Genomic DNA, 17,336 nt, shown 5'->3' with positions numbered 1-17,336 from the left:
CTATTTCGGTGCTCAATACTAAAAAAACTTAATTACTGACAAATCACCAAAAGAAGTATCTATATGCCGGCCTGTTTGCTCCCACGCACGTAGTACAACCATAAGTTTTTTATTGTCGGAAGTCCAAGAAATTCCACCGCCGTATGCCGCTACTTTTTCACCGCCCGAATCTTTTAACCCCAGTCCAGGGTCTGTATTTCGAATATTTCCCTTACCTACTTTGTATTCAGCAAATACGTGAACATTATGCGGTAACGAAAATGATAAAAGCGAGCCAATACTCGCCCCATACGAATTAGAAATTAACTTAGTGACCTGTGGTGCAGATGAATTTAAAAAATCAGCCTGAAACACAATATTATCTTTATTCTCAAGAGATACATGCTTAAAAGACCACGCGCCAACAATACTTAACGACAAATCAAATTTGCTGCTTAGCTTTGGCCTATTAAGAAAAAAATGCTCAAACAAAGACTCTTTATTATTGAAGGTATAAAAGTTGTGTTGGCCAGATAGCTCAAACTTGGTTGAACGTGTATTTTGCGAGAAAATTTGATCCGTTTGATTGCCGCTTAAATTGCTAGCCGTGCTTTGCAGCCCTCCAAGCGTTTGATAGTTAAATGTGATTTTAGAATTTTTAAATTTTCTATACGAAAGCAGTATATCTTGTGTTTTTGTTTCAACATCATCTTCGAAAATATCGGCTGAATAACCAATTTCAATGTCGTTAATATCAAAAAACACACCCACACGTTGATTGTTTATGGGCTCTAACGAAAACAGTGTTTTTTGATTACTCCCAGCCAAGTCATCGTATATTAACGCGTGACTAGTGTTAGGGTTTGAAATAGTGGTGCGTATCGACTTTAAGTCAAAGTCAAAAGCCAATACAGCACCAGATTGAAATGCCGCTAAAACGGCAAAGCTCACAATAACCAAGTAATTGCGATTCATTAAAAACACTCAAAAATTAATTTGTATTAGAGTAGCGTTTTTTCCACCTTAAATTATCACAAAAGGTTAACAATTGATGAAAACTTTAAATAATGCGCTTTATGTCATTTTTTGGAGTGCTCTCAAGGTCAAACTCACTTACATGCTTAATTAGCTCCGGGAAGAACGCTAAAAACACGGCTTCTAATTCGCCGTAGTTACGCGTTATATCATCAGCCGCCCCCGCAAAGTTATTAGTAAAACGGATGCGGTTAGCAATATTATCAAGTGCTACTCCTATTCCCTCAACGGTTTCGTACTCTTTAAACCAATCGTTTTTAGTCATACTTGTTACAACATGCTGCATACGCGTTGGCATAACAGGTATGCGGTTGTTTAAAAGCTGATAGCTGGTGTACTTAAAATCACTTAAAGGTTGCTTGCTAAATCGCTGCCAATGCACAATTAAAAAATGATCAAACACCACATCAATAGCCACACCAGCAAAACGTTTACGCTCAGGTGAAAAGTACTGCTTGGCGTGTTTAACTGCGCGGTGGGAGTCGGTAAATTTATCGACTAAATAGTGGTTATCGAGCCCATTTTTAACCGTATTTGGTAAGTGCTCTATATGTCTTTTTCCACCAAAGTCGCCCAACAAGTTCCCAAAGTGAGAATCGGCTGTGGGCTGTGCTAAATAAAGATGAGCTAAATAATTCAAAGTGTTCTCTGATTGGCTAATACAAACAAATAATAACGTAAATTTAAACCAAACTCACATTCGTGTTTAAAGCAGTACTTATGGTTTTGCTTACCAATTTTCACTCAAACATACTGTAAATTATTGTATAAACAGCGCAAATATAAAAACGAGTATATAAAAAACCGCTACATCAGCTATAGCGGCTTTTTAATGCTTTAGCTTTGTTATTAATTTGATCAAAGCTAGTTATTCGACTTTACCCAATTTCCATTGTCATTTTTGCTATGACTGTTTTTAACCGCAGACCAAGCCACTTTGTGCGCAGTGGTTTCGCGGTCGTCGTCGTTTTTTCTATCGCTTGGGTCCTTGTAGGTATCCCATGCACTATTAAACGCCTCTTGATATATTTCTTGAGCATGTTTAGGTAAGTTACTTTTTACCAACTCAGGTAGTTCGTCACGGTTTTTATATGGCATAACTTTCTCCTTATATTTACTTAATTACGCCACAAGCAACACGGCTACCACCGCCACCTAATGGCTTTGGCTCATCTGCATAGTTATCACTTCCTTCGTGGATCATCACTGCATGTTGTTTAAGTTTTTCAAGCGTGAGCCTTGGCGCTAAAACAGGCGATTTAGCTTGGCCACTTTCATTTACATACAACGCCGGTAAATCGCCTAAATGGCCGTTAGCCCAAGGAGAATCATGATGCTCGCTAGCTTTTGGATCGAAATGCCCACCAGCGGCACCACCTGGCACTACCTTATCGCCTTTTTTCTTGGGTTCACAACTAGCAAATTGATGAACATGAAAGCCATGCTGCCCCGGCGTTAAACCTTTTAAATTTGGTGAAAAAACAACGCCATGATCATTTTCTGTTAGTGTAATTGTGCCTAGTAATTGCCCCTGGCCCGACTTAGTAACTTGGTGCATTTCAACGTTTACATTAGCCAGTGCACTATTTTGTAGTAACACGCTGGTAAATAATATTGCAAAAGCAGGTTTTAAAACGCGGTTTAAACTTCTTTTAGTTTTTGAATCAAACTGCAAACAATTCATCATCATCTCCTGGTTTAGTATCAAATTAATAAAACAATATCGCTAAATTAAGCGGCTATTAAACAAGTAGTTTCAATGTCTATACCAGTCCTATGTGTAAACGTAAATTTATGTTTTTTTAGTCGCAATCTATTGATTAGAAGTCATTTTAACTAAACATCTATTTAATTAATGAGCTAACTTTTACTCAAAGATTAAGTAAAAATCGAGGCATATTTACAAAGTAAATGGCAACTTTACAAAGCTCGTGAGAAAAGATTACCAACATCCCTACCAAAAAAGACAACCCAAGTGAAAAAGACGATATTAAAGAGGCTGTTATTACTTAGGCGGTAGTCTCGAGGGTTGGTGTTGGTTGAATGGCCGTACGTTATGAAATAAAGAAGCGCCAATCTAAATAAGTCTTCTAAGATACTTTTAACGCGTTATATCTATAAGGGGTATTTATTTTTATAATCAAAGCATGTTTAAAACCAACCCGCTTATAAATGGGTCCATTTAATGACAAAAATTACGTTATTTAGTTGTTTTATATCAGAATTTTTAACGCAGTTAGCGTAAGATTTAATCCTTAAAATTAATTAAGTATTATTGCTTGGCACTAAAAAGCGAGCACAAAAAAAGGTGAAACCAAGTTTCACCTTTTTAATTAATTAGCTAGCGTTACGCTGTAGAAACGTTACTTGCACCTGCATTGTTAAGTATTTCTTCAATAGCATTTTTGTTGTCACTATCGTACTTAACACCAATTAATATAGAGCCTTTTTCAATGGCATCTTCATAATACTTAATTTCGTGCTCAGGGATAAACGCACCAATTGCGGCACCTAAAGTACCACCTACTGCGGCGCCTGCGCCACCAGCGGCAAATGCAGCGACTAACGGTCCGGCAACTAATAAACCAGTACCACCAGTTGCTACAGTCCCTACGGCAGTGAAACCGCCAATAATTGCAGCAAGAATACCACCCGAAGCCGCGCCAATAAGGCCACCTTCAGAAGCTTTAGTACCTTCGTCTACAGCAAAATCTTCCTTTGCGTATGAGTCGTTGGCTACAATACTAATATCAGCTTCATTAATACCTAAAGCTTCTAGTCTATAAATTGCGAGTGTTGCTTGTGATGCACTTTCGAATAACCCAGTAATAACGGTACTCATAATAACTCCTTTATTTATTTAAGAAAATACACTTACTACCAAGCAAAACTCAAACCAATTAAATTATAATTTAAAATCAACAACATAAAGCAAAACCCCGTACTAACACTCTTATTATTAGAGTAAAAATTGCTAAATTTTGTAAAAAACTCCTATCTACATAAACAAACTTACTAACAAGCGGTATGCCGTTTTTAATATAAATATATTAATTAAAATTATTACTTAGACCATATAATTTCAGCTAATTGGTTAGTCGCTGTTTGGTGAATAATCAGCCCATTATTCCCCATGCGCATATGCCTAATTAAGCCAGAGTAAACACCCTCTTTGCTCGGAATTTGCCAGCTTTGCATGGTTTCGGTATTAAGGTCGAACCGTACTAAGGTTTCAGGGCGTTTAGCTGACTCGTTAAACCAAATAGCGTTATCTGCATATTCAATTGCATACGGGTGGCTGTTTTCACCGCTGGGATTATCCCACTGGGTGATCTTCTTGGTTTTTGGGTTATAGCGGCCAAGTTTACCCATGCCAGAGTTCACATAAAAAACCATATCGTCAGGCGTAATGGCAAGTCGCCTTGCATGCGTTTTAGCGCCTGGGAGTTTAATCTCACTAAGCTCCATAGAGCTTTTATCAACTTTAACCAAACAGTTACTACCATTACACGAGACCCACGGTGACCCGTTTGAATCAAGCTTAATACCATATGGCCGTGAGCCTTTAGTGGGTAAAGTAGCTAATTGAATATCGCCAGTTGTAGGGTCTAGCTTGCCAATCATATTACTGTGTTGCAGGGTAAACCAAAATATACCGGTATGCGGGTCGCGGGCGTTTTTATCGGGCATTTTATATACTTTAAATTTTTCGGTTTTTAAGTCTAAATATCCAACCGTGCCATTTTTATTGCCTAAAAACCAAGGGGTTTGATTTTTATCAAGCGACACACTGTGCGCATAGGTGCCACTTGGCAGTGTGTACTCTTTCATATCGCCGGTTTTAGGGTCTAACCTACCTAAAATATTACCCCACTGGCCAACCCACCAAATAAGTCCGTTTTTACCTTGTACCGGATCGCGAGCGCGCTGCCCAAGCGTAGGCACTTGCCAGTACTTAAAGCTAAGCTTTAAATCGCCCGTAACAACCTTAGATTCGCGCTTGGTATTAACAGGATAATGCTCAGCTAAATAAGCGCTTATATCTTTACTAAGCGCAGTACCCTCGCCCGTATCAACCATATAGCTTATTAATGTTTGCCAGTCCTGCTGACTATAACCCGCGCTGCGCTCAAGGTTAGTTAAACTATGGCAACTAGCACAAAGCTGCTCAACTAGCGGCCCCCTATCGTTGCTCAGCACTGGTAGCGGTGCAGCCAAAGTGCCCGACACAGCCATTACCGCAACGTATTTATTAAATAAAAATCTATTTTTACTCATAACGCCCTCCCTTGTTTTTAATATTAAAGCATAGGATAAAAGTGTTTACTATCTGTACAACAATGAGTGCGATAAGCCGGCTAGAAGGTAAGTTAAATTGCAGGATTAATATCTAAAAAAATATTTCAAGTAGAGTTGTGCACGCTCTACATTGGTTATTTATCTTGTGTGTAAGCGTGGTGTGAGCGTGGTTTTAAACGACTAATTTGCACAAATACAAAACGCCCTAATTTAAAAGCTCCTCAACCTATCGGTATGTAAATTGCTGGTACTACTGTTCTTACTTAAAGAGTTACATATTGATAACTCACGCTACAACTAAATAATCGAGGGTAATATGAGTAATAAACAACTAATTACGACGATAGGTATAGGTCTGGCCGCTGCATCTGCAGGTATGTTAACAAGGAAAACTTTACAAAAATCGTGGGAAAAGGTTACCAACGAACCAGCACCAAAAGATAGACCAAGCGAAGAAACAGATCTTAAAGAGGCCGTTACATGGGCAGTGGTCTCAGGTATTGGTGCGGGTGTTGCAAGAATGGCCGTACGTTATGTGCTAGACAAGCGCCGATCCAAATAAACCGACCCGATTGATACCTCTTATAAGTATTAATCGTAATGCGGTGAGGCTCTAAAGGCGGCTTGCGACAGCTACTCCTTAGTTGTTGCAAGCAACCTGGCAAACACCTTGAATAAGGTTTTTTATCATTGAGTTAAAACACGCGTTTAGATTAATATCTAAAAGGGGTTCTGTGGTGAAATTTAAAATGTCGGATGGCACGGCTGCGCTGCTTATCCGACCTACGTAGGTTGGAAAAGCTAAAGGCGCCTTCCAACATGACCTCCTAGATTTTAAGCAGATACACTCTATTAAACATTAACTCCCTTTCAAAGTTGTTGCCTGCCTACAAGCTTGCGTATAATGCCCGTATTCCGGCTGCATTTTTTAGCCGCTAACTTGGATTTTAATAATGAAAAAACTCTCTGCAGTGCAAATAAAACAGCAAGCACTTGTACTTAATACTGCTGAAAAATTAGAAGAACAAGGCCGCGCTGAGCTCCCAGGCATGCTGCAATGCTGGTTTGATGTGGAATATCACTTATTTCCAAGTACACTACTGCTGTGCTTTCAGTTTGAAAACGAGCAAGCCTTAGCGGCCGCAGAGCCTGACTTATTAAAGTGGCAAAAGCGTTTAAGCGGCGCAATGCTTAAAAAAGGCGTTATTTTAAAAGATATGCGTAAACATTTAGTGTTTACCTTAAAAGGGCCAGATGATTAATAGAGGGTTTTAAAGGGATATAAGGCCTTTCGCTCGTATTGCCGAAGCGCATAAAACCATAATGAAAAGCCGCTGCATTACTGCAACGGCTTTTTACTTTTATGAGCACTTAAAGTAGAACTCATAAAGATCAATTTTTGACTCAGAAATTTTTATTAGCCGATAATGCTAATTGGCCAGTTAAACAATACCAATGCTCGGAAAAAGCAAATTTCAGTCGATTCAACGTTAATTGGTTGCCCTAAGTTAGCAATAGTAGGATAGTAAATTACACATAAAACAATAGCTTTATCTTAGGAGTATTATGATCAAAGTATTATTAGCGACCAGCTTAATTGCCTCTTCATTCGCTGCTTTAAGTAATCCTTTAACTGTTGAAGAACAGCGTATCAACAAAGCCCAATCAGCAATGCCAAATGTTTTAAAAGCATTTACCCCACAAGTATCAAGTTTTGAGCAACAATTTAAAGAGTTAAACGACTTTAAAAGTGCAAAAGCATTAGTACAAAGCTTTAGCTTTAAACTGTGGGAAAACGCCAAGCAACGCTTAGTAACAACCAGTAACTACGACGACCGAGAGCTTTACTGGGCACGCCTGCTTTCAAGCAAAGTAATACGCACAACGTCACCTAAATTTTCAATTACACAGGCTCAACTAAATACTTTACTAACCATGCTTGAGGACGGCAGCAGAGGCCGTACCGACCTTGCTTTTTCATCAGGCAGCACTAAAAAAATATTACTAACTGGCTTTGACCCATTTTTACTCGATAAAAACATAAACCAAAGTAACCCTTCAGGTGTTGCGGCGTTATTACTCGACGGCCAAGTTATTAATTACAACGGCATCAGCGCAGAAATTAATACCGTTATGGTGCCGGTGCGCTACGAAGACTTTGATCAAGGCATAATAGAGTCACTACTTGCCCCCTACTACGCACTTAATAATGTAGACATGGTAGTCACCGTAAGTATGGGCAGAACAGAATTTGATTTAGAGCACTTCCCGGGTAAACGTCGCAGTGTAACTGCCCCCGATAATGCCAATATTGTGTATGGTGGCACGCAAACAAGCCCAGTAATACCAAAGCTTAATGGCCGACCACTCCCGGGCAACGAGTTTGTAAAATTTAGCTTGCCTGTAAATTACATGCAGCAAGCCAAAGGCCCTTATAAAGTTATCGACAATCACGAAGTCACCACGCTTGAAAAAACCTATAAAGCGGGTTCGTACGGCGAGCTTAAAAATAGCATTGCGGTTAATGGCGGAGGCGGTGGTTACCTGTCTAACGAAATATCGTACCGAAGTATTCGCCTGCGCGATGCGCTTAATTCAAGTATACCAACAGGGCATATTCATACCCCACGTATACAACAATTCGAACCTGAAACAGAAGCTAAAATAGTAAAACAAATAAAGGCAATGCTAGAGCAAAGTCTAGTAGCGCTATAGTTTATAACGACTAGTTTGAGCACATAATAATGGGCAATAATATTGCCCTTTATTTTCTCATGCACTCTCCCACGGTTAATCACATGGTAAACGCATTCTTAAACTCTACTCGTCGTGGTCTAGACAGAGTAATTGACTCGATGAGCAATAAACTAAAAAGCTAGGTATTTGATGTGTAATAAAAATTTAGTGCCTTTGGTTCTAATGAGTGTACACATTATTTAATTTATAAAAAATAAAAAAACTAATTTTTTAACTTCAAATAGTTAATAAATAAAGACTATACATTTCTAAACATCTATCATGCCCTAATAATAAAAAAGTTGTTCTGGATCTATCTATCTCCTCCACATTTGAATTGTCTAAATAAAAAATTAATAAAAACAAGGATTAGTGTTTTATGCATATATCAAAATTATCGCTCATCAACTATAGAAACTTCTTAAATTCTAAACTAATTTTTAATAAAGGTATTAACACTCTCATTGGTGAAAACGGTACTGGTAAAACAAATATCTTTCGAGCTATTCGTCTTTTGCTAGATAACGAATTGCCTAGAGCTGCCGTTCGTTTAAATGAAAATGATTTTTGCCGTCAACTTGTTAGTTGGCAAGGGCACTGGATAATTATTAGTATCGAGTTTGATGAAATTGCAACCGATGAAGTAAGCCAAGCTCTATTTCTACATGGCACTGGAGCAATTTCAGGTAACAGAGTTGATAAAGCAACATACAACTTTATTTTTAGACCTAAGGCAAATATTAGAAACGCCCTTAGTCAAGTACCTACTGGAGATGGGGCGGCGCTAGAAACCTTGCAAAAAAGCATCACTATTGCTGATTACGAATCTATTTTTACAGGAAAAAGTAATGCAGATTTTAATGATCCTTTGATATATAAACAGATCGTTGGAGATTTTGAAAATGTAGCGTTTCCGACCCAAGTAAATAACTTGTTGATTGGAGTCAAGCTTCCGAACATTCTTTCTATATCTGATGAGGTCGCTTTTACTTTTGTAAAAGCGCTTCGAGACGCGGTATCAGATTTTAGAAACAATAGAACAAACCCTCTCCATAAGTTACTCAAATTAAAGAGTGAAACAATAAATAAGACAGAATTTGCTCCCATCGTTCAAATTGTCGAGGATTTAAATACATCGATAGAAAGTTTAACTGATGTTAAAGAGATAAAGTCAGATATTAAAGGAACAATTAATGATGCTTTAGGGGATACATACTCACCATCTTCTATTGCAATAAAATCTGACCTTTCAGCCGAAGCTGAAGAGTTATTTCAATCTCTCAAACTGTTTGTTGATGAATCGAATGATGGATATGAAGGAAATATTCATGAAATGAGCCTAGGTGGAGCTAATCTAATTTTTTTGACTCTTAAATTGTTAGAGTTTAAGTACCAACGTCCAAACGAAACTATAGCGAATTTCCTTCTTATAGAAGAACCAGAAGCTCATATTCATACTCATATACAAAAATCGCTATTCGATAAAGTTAGACCGCATCATTATAATGCTGGTTTAGCGCCAAATGAATCTGAGATTAGATACAAAGACTCTAAAACTGTGGCCAAATTTTATTGACCACTACAGTTGGAAGAGAGACCGTTTTGATGCCGATATCTCCATCAATCATACTTTCTATATTACTTTTTTTAAGCTCAGTACCACGATCAAAAACAAGCTCCCGACACACATGATGACAGGGCCAATCTCCATCTTTATATTCGACGTTATGCTTCTTGCATAAAGCTGACTTCTCAACAAACGAATTAAATAAAGCCATCCTGAATGACTCTTCTGATTGACCTAGATGAGTCAGATAAAAGCCCACAATACAACTACTAAAAACGTCTATAACAAAATAGAGAGTAAGCCTAGGTACTGCTTTAAAGTTAAACTCTGACACGACATAAGCATCTATAGTAGTTGAGTCAATCTCATAGCGCTCAGATACACAAGATAAACCAGATCTAGACGTAGAGGTTCTAGTCGCATAGCTATTATTAAATTCCTTAGCGCCGAATATACGCTTTCGATGCTCTGCTTTTGTTACAAACTTATAATAAAGCCGCCTAAATTGACTTAGTGTGAGTAACTTTGAATAATCTATTTCTCTATCAACCTGCTCGCTAACCGCAAATCTCTGGTTAAACTCATCACACAAAATAGACAGTGAACTTTGTCGTTTAATTCTTTTTATGAAATGAGACACATTGATTTCATCTTGCTGATTAACAACTCGACGTTTCTCATTATGGGACATAGGAGGCCTTCCGAGGCCTTTTGAAAACTTTTTCTTAGCTTCAATGGCATTTTTAGCTATGCTGCGAAATTTTCCTATATTTTTGTATAGAGGTATAAATGAGTCACGACATTTACCAAATGCTAAGTAAATATTCAGGATTCGGTAAGCTGAAGATAAGTGAAACCCAAACTCAGCACTTAAAGTTTTAATTTCACTGTGTAATAGGCCATTAAGGTATAGTGGAATTCCATCTGGTCTTTGGAAAAGTAGTTTAGAGAACTTGTACTTATGATTCGCTTTAGAAAGTACCTTTTCATAACTCAATTTCTTTTTAAGCTGTATTGATTTGCATTGCCCCTGAGATAATTGATGTTCTTTAAACCACCGTACACGTTCAGAATTAGCAAAATCGCAGTTACGTACCTCATAATCTTGAAAATAAAAACCACCGAGTACATCACCAATCGAATATATAAATGGCTTTTTAGGTTTTGCATAATTTTGCTCAATTAAAATTAGGCACTTAACACCACTCTCATATAAAAGATCGAGTACTGTATAAGTATCACAAACATATTTACCATTTTTCTTGTACTTCGGTGAATATAATTCCTGGCCAATAGTAATAGCTTCTGTTACTCCCATAACCACGGCTCCTCTGACTTATAGAGTAAACCGAATGGTTTGATCTTTCGGTGCATATTAAATGGGAGCTGGTGTTCCCTCATTAAAACCCAAAAGCACCCTCTAATCTTACACTCAGCGATTTTTAAAGACGCAGCAACTAATTCTATTAAGGCGTGAAATTCGATAAATGCAGCGTGTTTAGAGTAAATTAAGAGGATTTTTCTTCTAACTTTTTTTAGAAGAGTTTTGGGGTAATTAACATCATCATACACACTCATTTGCGAAAGGTTATCTTGAAAGTCTTTATTGATAAGCGGATGTTTTTGTGTGATCTCAGACCATTTCACCTCTTTTATTTCCCAGTAGATTGCCTCTATTTGTAACTTATTTTTAGTATTAAGTTCTTTATTTTGAGTGCTGCGGTAGCAACCATCCTCTGAAATATACTTAAGCGAAAAAGCTTCTTTACAAGTATTCCCTCTAGAATCAATATATGTAATGAGCACGTCAGTTGTCATAACTGAAACTTGCTCGTACCTAGACCGTTTATTAGAAACTATATTTGAGGGATGCCTTACACCTAAATTTTCTGCTATGGATAAAGTTTCAGTAATTTTTAATAAAGGATATTGAGTGCTAATAGCGACTATATTTTTATAATAAGCTAGTCCTTTAACAAACTTAGTTTCTAACTTGGAGAGTGTATCTAGCTGAACATCATAACCCTTAAGTAAATTAACTGATGCAAATCCACTGGTTGGCACAGTTTTAATCGATAAAAAAGGGACATGCCTACCTTTAACTTCACACTTATGATTCCAAGTAGCAATACTGTTTAATACACTTAAGCTAATTGGCGGCTGCGTCTCGTATAATTTGAGCAACTCTTCATTTTCATCTTTAATATTTTCATAATTTTTCATACCCGTAACCTTCTCTTGATATGTATTCAAATCTATATACACAAAAAAACTGTGTCAAGTACAAAAAACAGTCTAAAATAAAAATTAACACATAAAAATCAATAACTTAATAACACGGATTTCAAGTTTGTCAACCAAGCTCATTCTTACAAAGTATAGTTTTTTTAATACAACAAAAGATTAAAAAAACGACAAATAACAATAATATAAGCAGTAGTTAATCAATAATAAATCGGAAGGGGAAACCAAATGGTAATAACTGAATCGAAGCTAAAACTATTCGAAAAACTGATTAAAAGTAGACTTTTTTCTCAAAAAAAATATTTTTATTTTTTTATAAAAAAGCAAAAAGTTAACAAAATGACAACGCTAATTGATCTACTTGAATCACCTGAGGGGCAGGATAAGCTCGAAAAGGAGCTCGATTTTTTTATTCGTACTAATAAAAAACAACATATAAAGCGCTTTTTAGGAGCATTAAAATGAATGATTTCTCGCGAACTCAGCAGTACATTCAGTTTTTTACTGAAGTGCTCAAACTTAATAAACTTACAAATGCGCCTACTGAGCAACACCGTATTTATTACAACCAAATCAACTTATTCTTATCGCATCACGCTCTTTTATCGGCGGCTCAAGTCATTGATTTACTCTCGACACCCACTAATCTATTTACTGAACAAGATTTAAAAAATTTAGTCGATGAAAATAAGGCCTTTTTTGTAACAGCACCAAATTTCGCAGGCTATGAGGGCTACCCCGCCTTTCAGTTTGATATCTATAAACGACGCGTTAAACCTATTTTAGAACCTATTATTGAGCAGGTAAGTAAATACTATTTCGACTGGGATATTGTACTTTGGTTAGGGTCATACTTTGGCGATCTGAATAGCTCAGCGATTGAAGCAATAGATAACCCTAAGCAACATTACTTGTTGATTCAATTAGCTAAGAATATTGAAAATGAGTGTTTGTAGCTAAAATTCAGTTCTATTTATACGCTATATAACACATAAATATTGAGCTTTTAGCTAAATTACAATACTGTACCTAGATAGTATAAAAGTTACAGTGCGCAGTATTGTCGGCCATTGTACTAACAACACAAAGGACTGCTAGTGATACCTAATTACCAGCAATTTATGCGCCCATTTTTAGAGGTTGCACATAGAGCCCATGGAAGAGAAGTTAAGCTAAGGGATGTAATTAACGAACTGGCTGAACAGTTTAACCTTACTGACGAAGAAAAAACTGAGACACTCCCAAGTGGGAGGCAGCCTATTCTCGATAACCGAGTTGGCTGGGCACGCACATACCTGACAAAGGCTGGACTTCTAGAAGTAACAAGACGCGCGCACTTTGTAATCACTACACGAGGCATAAAAGCACTCGAAGATGAATCAACTGTAATAGATAAAAACTATTTAAAACAATTTGATGAATTTGTCGCCTTTTCTGAACAAAAAAATGAGGCAGCAGTAATAACTGCCCCAATAAATCCCCAAAGTAATGATAATATAGAAGACATAACGCCAGATGAAGCATTAAGAAACGCCTACAAAGCAATTAATGACGCCCTTACATCGGACCTTTTATCTAGAACACGTAAAGTTACACCTGCATTTTTTGAGGAGCTGTTGATAGAGCTACTAATTGCTATGGGCTACGGAGGTACTGGTGAGGGTGCAGCTCATGCATTAGGTAAAACTGGAGATAATGGCATTGATGGTGTTATAGACCAAGACCCTTTAGGTGTCGATCAGATATACATACAAGCTAAACGTTATGCCAAAGGTAACAATGTGGGCGCTGGTGATATTCGTGACTTCTTTGGTGCATTAAACCTGAAAAAAGCACAGAAAGGTATTTTCATTACAACATCTGAATTTACATCATCAGCCATCGAAACCGCACAAAACTTAGGTACTCGTATCGTACTTATAAACGGCACCGAATTAGCTAACCTCATGCTGCGATACAACATCGGCAGCAGAGACGAACAGGTATTGCACCTGAAGAAAATAGATGAAGAATTTTTTGAAATATAAGTTGAAATATACATTGATAAATAAGCTAGAGAATTAAATAAACATGAACCAACAAGAAATCAAACAATTAGAAACTGAACTTTGGGATAGTGCTAATTCTCTCCGTGCAAACTCAAAACTTACCGCCGCTGAATATAAAGATCCTGTTCTTGGTCTAATTTTACTGCGTTATGCGCAAAACCGATATGACCAAGCAAAAGGCAAAATTGAAGCAAGTATCCCTGATGGCCCTCGTGGCAAACGTGCGCCTACTAAGGAAGACTTTTTAGCTGCTGGTGCAATGATGTTGCCTGAAGCATCACAATTTGACTACCTAGCAGACCTGCCAGAGTCAGAATCCTTAGATGAAGCCATTAACAATGCAATGAAGCTAATTGAAGAGGCTTATCCTGATTTATCAGGCGTATTACCTAAGAACTATCAAGAGTTTGATGCAGACTTACTACGCGAGTTAATTCGGGTATTTAATAAAGATTCAGTAAAGAAAGTTAAAGGGGATGTTTTCGGTCGAATTTATGAGTTCTTCTTAATGAAGTTCTCAATGGATGGTGCCGGTGCGCAAGAAGGTGGAGAGTTCTTCACACCACCTTCACTGGTACAACTTATCGTAAATATGATAAAGCCCGATCACGGTATTATTCATGATCCAGCCTGTGGTTCTGGCGGTATGTTTGTACAAACCAGTCATTTTATAGAAGAACAAGAGTTAGACAAAGGTCAAAGCGCATCGGTTAATTCAAAAATCACCTGTTATGGCTCAGAGCTAAAATCGAACAACCACCGTTTAGCAAAAATGAACTTAGCCATTCATGGTATTGAAGGCAAAATTATTGAAAGCAACAGCTTTTATTCTGACCCTCATGGGCTTGTGGGTAAATGTGATTTTGTTATGGCTAACCCGCCATTTAACGTAAAGAAAGTCGATACGAAAAAAGACTACGTGAAGACGGATGTACGTTTATTTAAAGATATTGGCATTCCTAAAGCAGATAATGGAAATTACTTATGGGTTCAATACTTCTATCATTATTTAAATGATCAAGGCCGTGCCGGTTTTGTTATGCCTAGCTCTGCTACCGATGCAGGTAATACTGAAAAAAATATTCGTAAAAAGCTGGTTGAAACAGGCGCTGTTGATTGTATTGTGTCGGTAGGCAACAACTTCTTCTATACCCGTTCACTACCATGTCACGTTTGGTTTTTGGACAAAGGTAAGCGAAAAGAAAACAAAGACAAAATCTTAATGATCGATGCTCGTAATACCTTCCGAGTTGTCACCAACACCATTAACGATTATTCACCTGGGCAGTTAACTAACTTTAACGCCATTATGGAATCATATAGAGGAGATGAAAACGCAATCGCTTCAGCGCAAGCCATTCATAATCAAGAAGCCATTTCATTGGCTAAAGACATTGCAATTGAAATAAACCAACTGCGTGCAGCATGTAAAATGATTATTGCAGCACCTAATGCAGCAGATTTCACCGGTGACAAACCTAACCTAAATTTCAGCTCAATTGCAGCAGAATTAAATGAACAACTTAACATTGCTGATGTCAGTGATTTTGAAACCTGTCAAACATGGAACGAGCGCTTTAACCTACCCGTTGAAAAGCTATTTTCTTTAATTGAACTATACCAAGCACAGTCTGAAAAAGCCTTGGCTGACTGTAAAGTACAAGCGAAAGCGATTAAAGAAAGCCCTTCTAGCACTTCTGATGACAAAGCGACAAAAGACCAAGCCAGTAAAGCAAACAAACTAGTAAAAAAACAACTTGATGCGAATAGCCGCTTACTTAAATCACTAAGTGTCGCATTAAACACGCATAAGGCATTGCTTAAACAAGAATTAGCCGATTATAAACAGCTTATTAAAGACTGGAGTTCACTAAGAGAAAGCTTTCCGAACGACCAATATAAAGACGTTGAAGGCCTATGTAAAATAGTGAGCCGTGATGAAATTGAGAAGAATGATTACAGCCTTTCTCCTGGGCGCTATGTCGGTGTGCCAATCGTTTTTGAACAAAAGTTTGACTACAAAAAGCGAATGGATGAAATACGCTCTGAGTTAAATTCACTTCAATCCCAATCAGTAGAACTTATGGCTCAAATTCAGACGGTAAAAATATAATGAACGGCTGGAAAAAAATACGAATATCAGATATCGGACAGATTATAACGGGAAATACTCCGCCTAGGAAACAACCTGAGCTATACGGTGATCATACAATTTTCGTTAAGCCAACAGATATGAATATTGGTGAGAGGTATTGTTATGAACCCGAAGAGTCCTACTCTGATTTGGGGTATAAAAAATATAAGAATAGCCTTATTCCCCAAGGTGCAACTTGTGTTGTAACCATTGGTAGTATTGGGCAAAAAATGATCTTAGCTCATCAAGATCTATTTATAAATCAGGCTGTGAATGCAGTAATTCCTAGTGACCAATTTGACAAATTATTTGTTTTCTATTTATTGAAACTAAACCTATTTCAGTTAAAAACTTTTGACTCGGGAACTGCTTCAGGGAGGGAGAACGTATCCAAGTCTTCATTTTCTGCTATTGAAGTATCTATACCTACGTCCCAAGCAATTCAATCAAAGATAGGTGCAGTTTTATCAGCATACGACGACCTTATCGAAAACAACCTAAAACGAATTAAGTTATTAGAAGAAATGGCGCAAATTACTTACGAAGATTGGTTCGTTCGCATGAAATTCCCCGGCCATGAAACCGCTGCTTTTGAAGAAGCAACTGGACTGCCTGAAGGTTGGTTTTCTGGCTCTGTTACAGATATTTGTCAGGTAAATAAAGACACGGTTACAGCCAAAAATGCTCCAGATAAGATTAAATATATAGATATTGCTTGTGCTTACACGGGTGGATATGAATCACCAGAGGAATTAGAGTTTTCTGAAGCTCCCAGCAGAGCAAGACGTAGAGTAAAATTCGGCGATACTATTTTTTCTACTGTTCGCCCCAACAGAAAAACTTACAGCATCATCTTAGATGATGAGACCAATTTAGTTGCATCATCTGGTTTTGCAGCTCTCCGTCCAAAAACAGAGAATACGTTTTCTTTTGTATATCTTACAGTAGCAAATCAAGACTTTGTTGATGGTGCTGTATCTGTAGCTGGCGGTGCAGCATATCCTGCTGTCAAGCAAAGCGACTTTGAGAAAATAAAAATTACTGTGCCAAGTTCAAATGTAATTAGAGATTTTAGTAGTAAAGTAAATTGTCATTTCGAGGCTATTTCATCACTTAAAAAACAGAATCTATTACTTACTGAAGCAAGAGATATTCTGCTACCACGATTAATGACTGGCATGATCGATATCGAGCAAGTTGAACTACCTGAAGCTATGCTACAACGTCTTGAACTACAAGAAGCTGAAATGGCAGAAGCATAGCCAGAAATAGAACAAACATAAAAAAACGACTT

16 protein-coding genes and 1 pseudogene are annotated in these 17,336 nt (G+C 37.5%); 9 read left to right on the top strand and 8 right to left on the bottom strand.

The window, feature by feature from the left end; all coding sequences use genetic code 11:
• Positions 1-18: 18 nt before the first annotated feature.
• The 6 genes from I6F42_RS08925 to I6F42_RS08900 all read right to left on the bottom strand — a co-directional run bounded on the left by I6F42_RS08925 (position 19) and on the right by I6F42_RS08900 (position 5,292).
• Positions 19-954 (bottom strand): hypothetical protein, encoded by a 936-nt coding sequence (locus I6F42_RS08925; RefSeq protein ID WP_197151848.1) that lies wholly within the window; start codon positions 952-954, stop codon positions 19-21.
• Between the two features lie 85 nt (positions 955-1,039).
• Positions 1,040-1,654 (bottom strand): ACP phosphodiesterase, encoded by a 615-nt coding sequence (locus I6F42_RS08920; RefSeq protein WP_197151846.1) that lies wholly within the window; start codon positions 1,652-1,654, stop codon positions 1,040-1,042.
• 224 nt (positions 1,655-1,878) lie between these two features.
• Positions 1,879-2,112: a ChaB family protein gene (locus tag I6F42_RS08915; RefSeq protein WP_197151845.1), complete on the bottom strand. Its 234-nt coding sequence runs from the start codon at positions 2,110-2,112 to the stop codon at positions 1,879-1,881.
• A 16-nt stretch (positions 2,113-2,128) separates the two neighbouring features.
• A complete protein-coding gene (sodC, locus tag I6F42_RS08910) occupies positions 2,129-2,698 on the bottom strand; it encodes a superoxide dismutase family protein (protein ID WP_197151844.1) in 570 nt (189 codons plus the stop codon).
• Positions 2,699-3,361: 663 nt separating this feature from the next.
• Positions 3,362-3,856, bottom strand: coding sequence for a hypothetical protein (locus tag I6F42_RS08905; RefSeq protein ID WP_169044172.1), 495 nt, complete (start codon positions 3,854-3,856; stop codon positions 3,362-3,364).
• A 221-nt stretch (positions 3,857-4,077) separates the two neighbouring features.
• The gene (locus I6F42_RS08900; RefSeq protein ID WP_197151843.1) at positions 4,078-5,292 is read right to left on the bottom strand and encodes a cytochrome C; all 1,215 of its coding nucleotides are present in this window, start codon (positions 5,290-5,292) and stop codon (positions 4,078-4,080) included.
• Between the two features lie 337 nt (positions 5,293-5,629).
• On the opposite strand from I6F42_RS08900, the gene I6F42_RS08895 reads away from it, so the two are divergent.
• The 4 genes and pseudogenes from I6F42_RS08895 to I6F42_RS08880 form a co-directional block, all read left to right on the top strand.
• On the top strand, positions 5,630-5,875 hold the full coding sequence (locus I6F42_RS08895) for a DUF4235 domain-containing protein (protein WP_002958040.1): 246 nt from the start codon (positions 5,630-5,632) through the stop codon (positions 5,873-5,875).
• A 391-nt stretch (positions 5,876-6,266) separates the two neighbouring features.
• Positions 6,267-6,575 carry a hypothetical protein gene (locus I6F42_RS08890; protein ID WP_007579961.1) on the top strand — a complete coding sequence of 103 codons (309 nt, stop codon included), beginning with the start codon at positions 6,267-6,269 and terminating at the stop codon, positions 6,573-6,575.
• A 304-nt stretch (positions 6,576-6,879) separates the two neighbouring features.
• Positions 6,880-8,028 carry a hypothetical protein gene (locus I6F42_RS08885; protein ID WP_197151842.1) on the top strand — a complete coding sequence of 383 codons (1,149 nt, stop codon included), beginning with the start codon at positions 6,880-6,882 and terminating at the stop codon, positions 8,026-8,028.
• Between the two features lie 400 nt (positions 8,029-8,428).
• Positions 8,429-9,526 (top strand): annotated as a pseudogene (locus I6F42_RS08880) (AAA family ATPase); the annotation flags it as partial.
• 73 nt (positions 9,527-9,599) lie between these two features.
• On the opposite strand, the gene I6F42_RS08875 reads toward I6F42_RS08880, so the two are convergent.
• Positions 9,600-10,934 (bottom strand): hypothetical protein, encoded by a 1,335-nt coding sequence (locus I6F42_RS08875; RefSeq protein WP_197151840.1) that lies wholly within the window; start codon positions 10,932-10,934, stop codon positions 9,600-9,602.
• Positions 10,925-11,839, bottom strand: a complete 915-nt coding sequence (locus I6F42_RS08870) for a TnsA endonuclease N-terminal domain-containing protein (protein WP_197151839.1) — start codon at positions 11,837-11,839, stop codon at positions 10,925-10,927. Before I6F42_RS08870 ends, I6F42_RS08875 begins: the two co-directional genes overlap by 10 nt.
• 249 nt (positions 11,840-12,088) lie before the next feature.
• Here I6F42_RS08870 and I6F42_RS08865 point away from each other — a divergent pair, with 249 nt between their 5' ends.
• From I6F42_RS08865 to I6F42_RS08845, 5 genes are all read left to right on the top strand, one after another.
• Positions 12,089-12,325 carry a hypothetical protein gene (locus I6F42_RS08865; RefSeq protein WP_197151837.1) on the top strand — a complete coding sequence of 79 codons (237 nt, stop codon included), beginning with the start codon at positions 12,089-12,091 and terminating at the stop codon, positions 12,323-12,325.
• A complete protein-coding gene (locus tag I6F42_RS08860; RefSeq protein WP_197151836.1) occupies positions 12,322-12,816 on the top strand; it encodes a hypothetical protein in 495 nt (164 codons plus the stop codon). The genes I6F42_RS08865 and I6F42_RS08860 overlap by 4 nt, the downstream gene beginning before the upstream one ends.
• A gap of 141 nt (positions 12,817-12,957) precedes the next feature.
• The gene (locus tag I6F42_RS08855; protein WP_197151835.1) at positions 12,958-13,887 is read left to right on the top strand and encodes a restriction endonuclease; all 930 of its coding nucleotides are present in this window, start codon (positions 12,958-12,960) and stop codon (positions 13,885-13,887) included.
• Between the two features lie 43 nt (positions 13,888-13,930).
• Positions 13,931-16,021, top strand: coding sequence for a class I SAM-dependent DNA methyltransferase (locus tag I6F42_RS08850; protein ID WP_197151834.1), 2,091 nt, complete (start codon positions 13,931-13,933; stop codon positions 16,019-16,021).
• The gene (locus tag I6F42_RS08845) at positions 16,021-17,304 is read left to right on the top strand and encodes a restriction endonuclease subunit S (RefSeq protein WP_197151833.1); all 1,284 of its coding nucleotides are present in this window, start codon (positions 16,021-16,023) and stop codon (positions 17,302-17,304) included. Before I6F42_RS08850 ends, I6F42_RS08845 begins: the two co-directional genes overlap by 1 nt.
• The last annotated feature ends 32 nt before the right edge of the window (positions 17,305-17,336 follow it).

The sequence above is a fragment of the Pseudoalteromonas sp. SWYJZ12 genome, from assembly GCF_015864395.1.
GTDB lineage: Bacteria > Pseudomonadota > Gammaproteobacteria > Enterobacterales > Alteromonadaceae > Pseudoalteromonas > Pseudoalteromonas arctica.
This window is presented reverse-complemented; position numbering and strand designations above follow the sequence as displayed.

Bases quoted from the DNA above. Each gene is read 5' to 3' on its own strand.
- I6F42_RS08925 (WP_197151848.1), bottom strand. From the start codon at position 954: ATGAATCGCAATTACTTGGTTATTGTGAGCTTTGCCGTTTTAGCGGCA.
- I6F42_RS08915 (WP_197151845.1), bottom strand. From the start codon at position 2,112: ATGCCATATAAAAACCGTGACGAACTACCTGAGTTGGTAAAAAGTAAC.
- sodC (WP_197151844.1), bottom strand. From the start codon at position 2,698: ATGAATTGTTTGCAGTTTGATTCAAAAACTAAAAGAAGTTTAAACCGC.
- I6F42_RS08905 (WP_169044172.1), bottom strand. From the start codon at position 3,856: ATGAGTACCGTTATTACTGGGTTATTCGAAAGTGCATCACAAGCAACA.
- I6F42_RS08900 (WP_197151843.1), bottom strand. From the start codon at position 5,292: ATGAGTAAAAATAGATTTTTATTTAATAAATACGTTGCGGTAATGGCT.
- I6F42_RS08895 (WP_002958040.1), top strand. From the start codon at position 5,630: ATGAGTAATAAACAACTAATTACGACGATAGGTATAGGTCTGGCCGCT.
- I6F42_RS08890 (WP_007579961.1), top strand. From the start codon at position 6,267: ATGAAAAAACTCTCTGCAGTGCAAATAAAACAGCAAGCACTTGTACTT.
- I6F42_RS08885 (WP_197151842.1), top strand. From the start codon at position 6,880: ATGATCAAAGTATTATTAGCGACCAGCTTAATTGCCTCTTCATTCGCT.
- I6F42_RS08875 (WP_197151840.1), bottom strand. From the start codon at position 10,934: ATGGGAGTAACAGAAGCTATTACTATTGGCCAGGAATTATATTCACCG.
- I6F42_RS08870 (WP_197151839.1), bottom strand. From the start codon at position 11,839: ATGAAAAATTATGAAAATATTAAAGATGAAAATGAAGAGTTGCTCAAA.
- I6F42_RS08865 (WP_197151837.1), top strand. From the start codon at position 12,089: ATGGTAATAACTGAATCGAAGCTAAAACTATTCGAAAAACTGATTAAA.
- I6F42_RS08860 (WP_197151836.1), top strand. From the start codon at position 12,322: ATGAATGATTTCTCGCGAACTCAGCAGTACATTCAGTTTTTTACTGAA.
- I6F42_RS08850 (WP_197151834.1), top strand. From the start codon at position 13,931: ATGAACCAACAAGAAATCAAACAATTAGAAACTGAACTTTGGGATAGT.
- I6F42_RS08845 (WP_197151833.1), top strand. From the start codon at position 16,021: ATGAACGGCTGGAAAAAAATACGAATATCAGATATCGGACAGATTATA.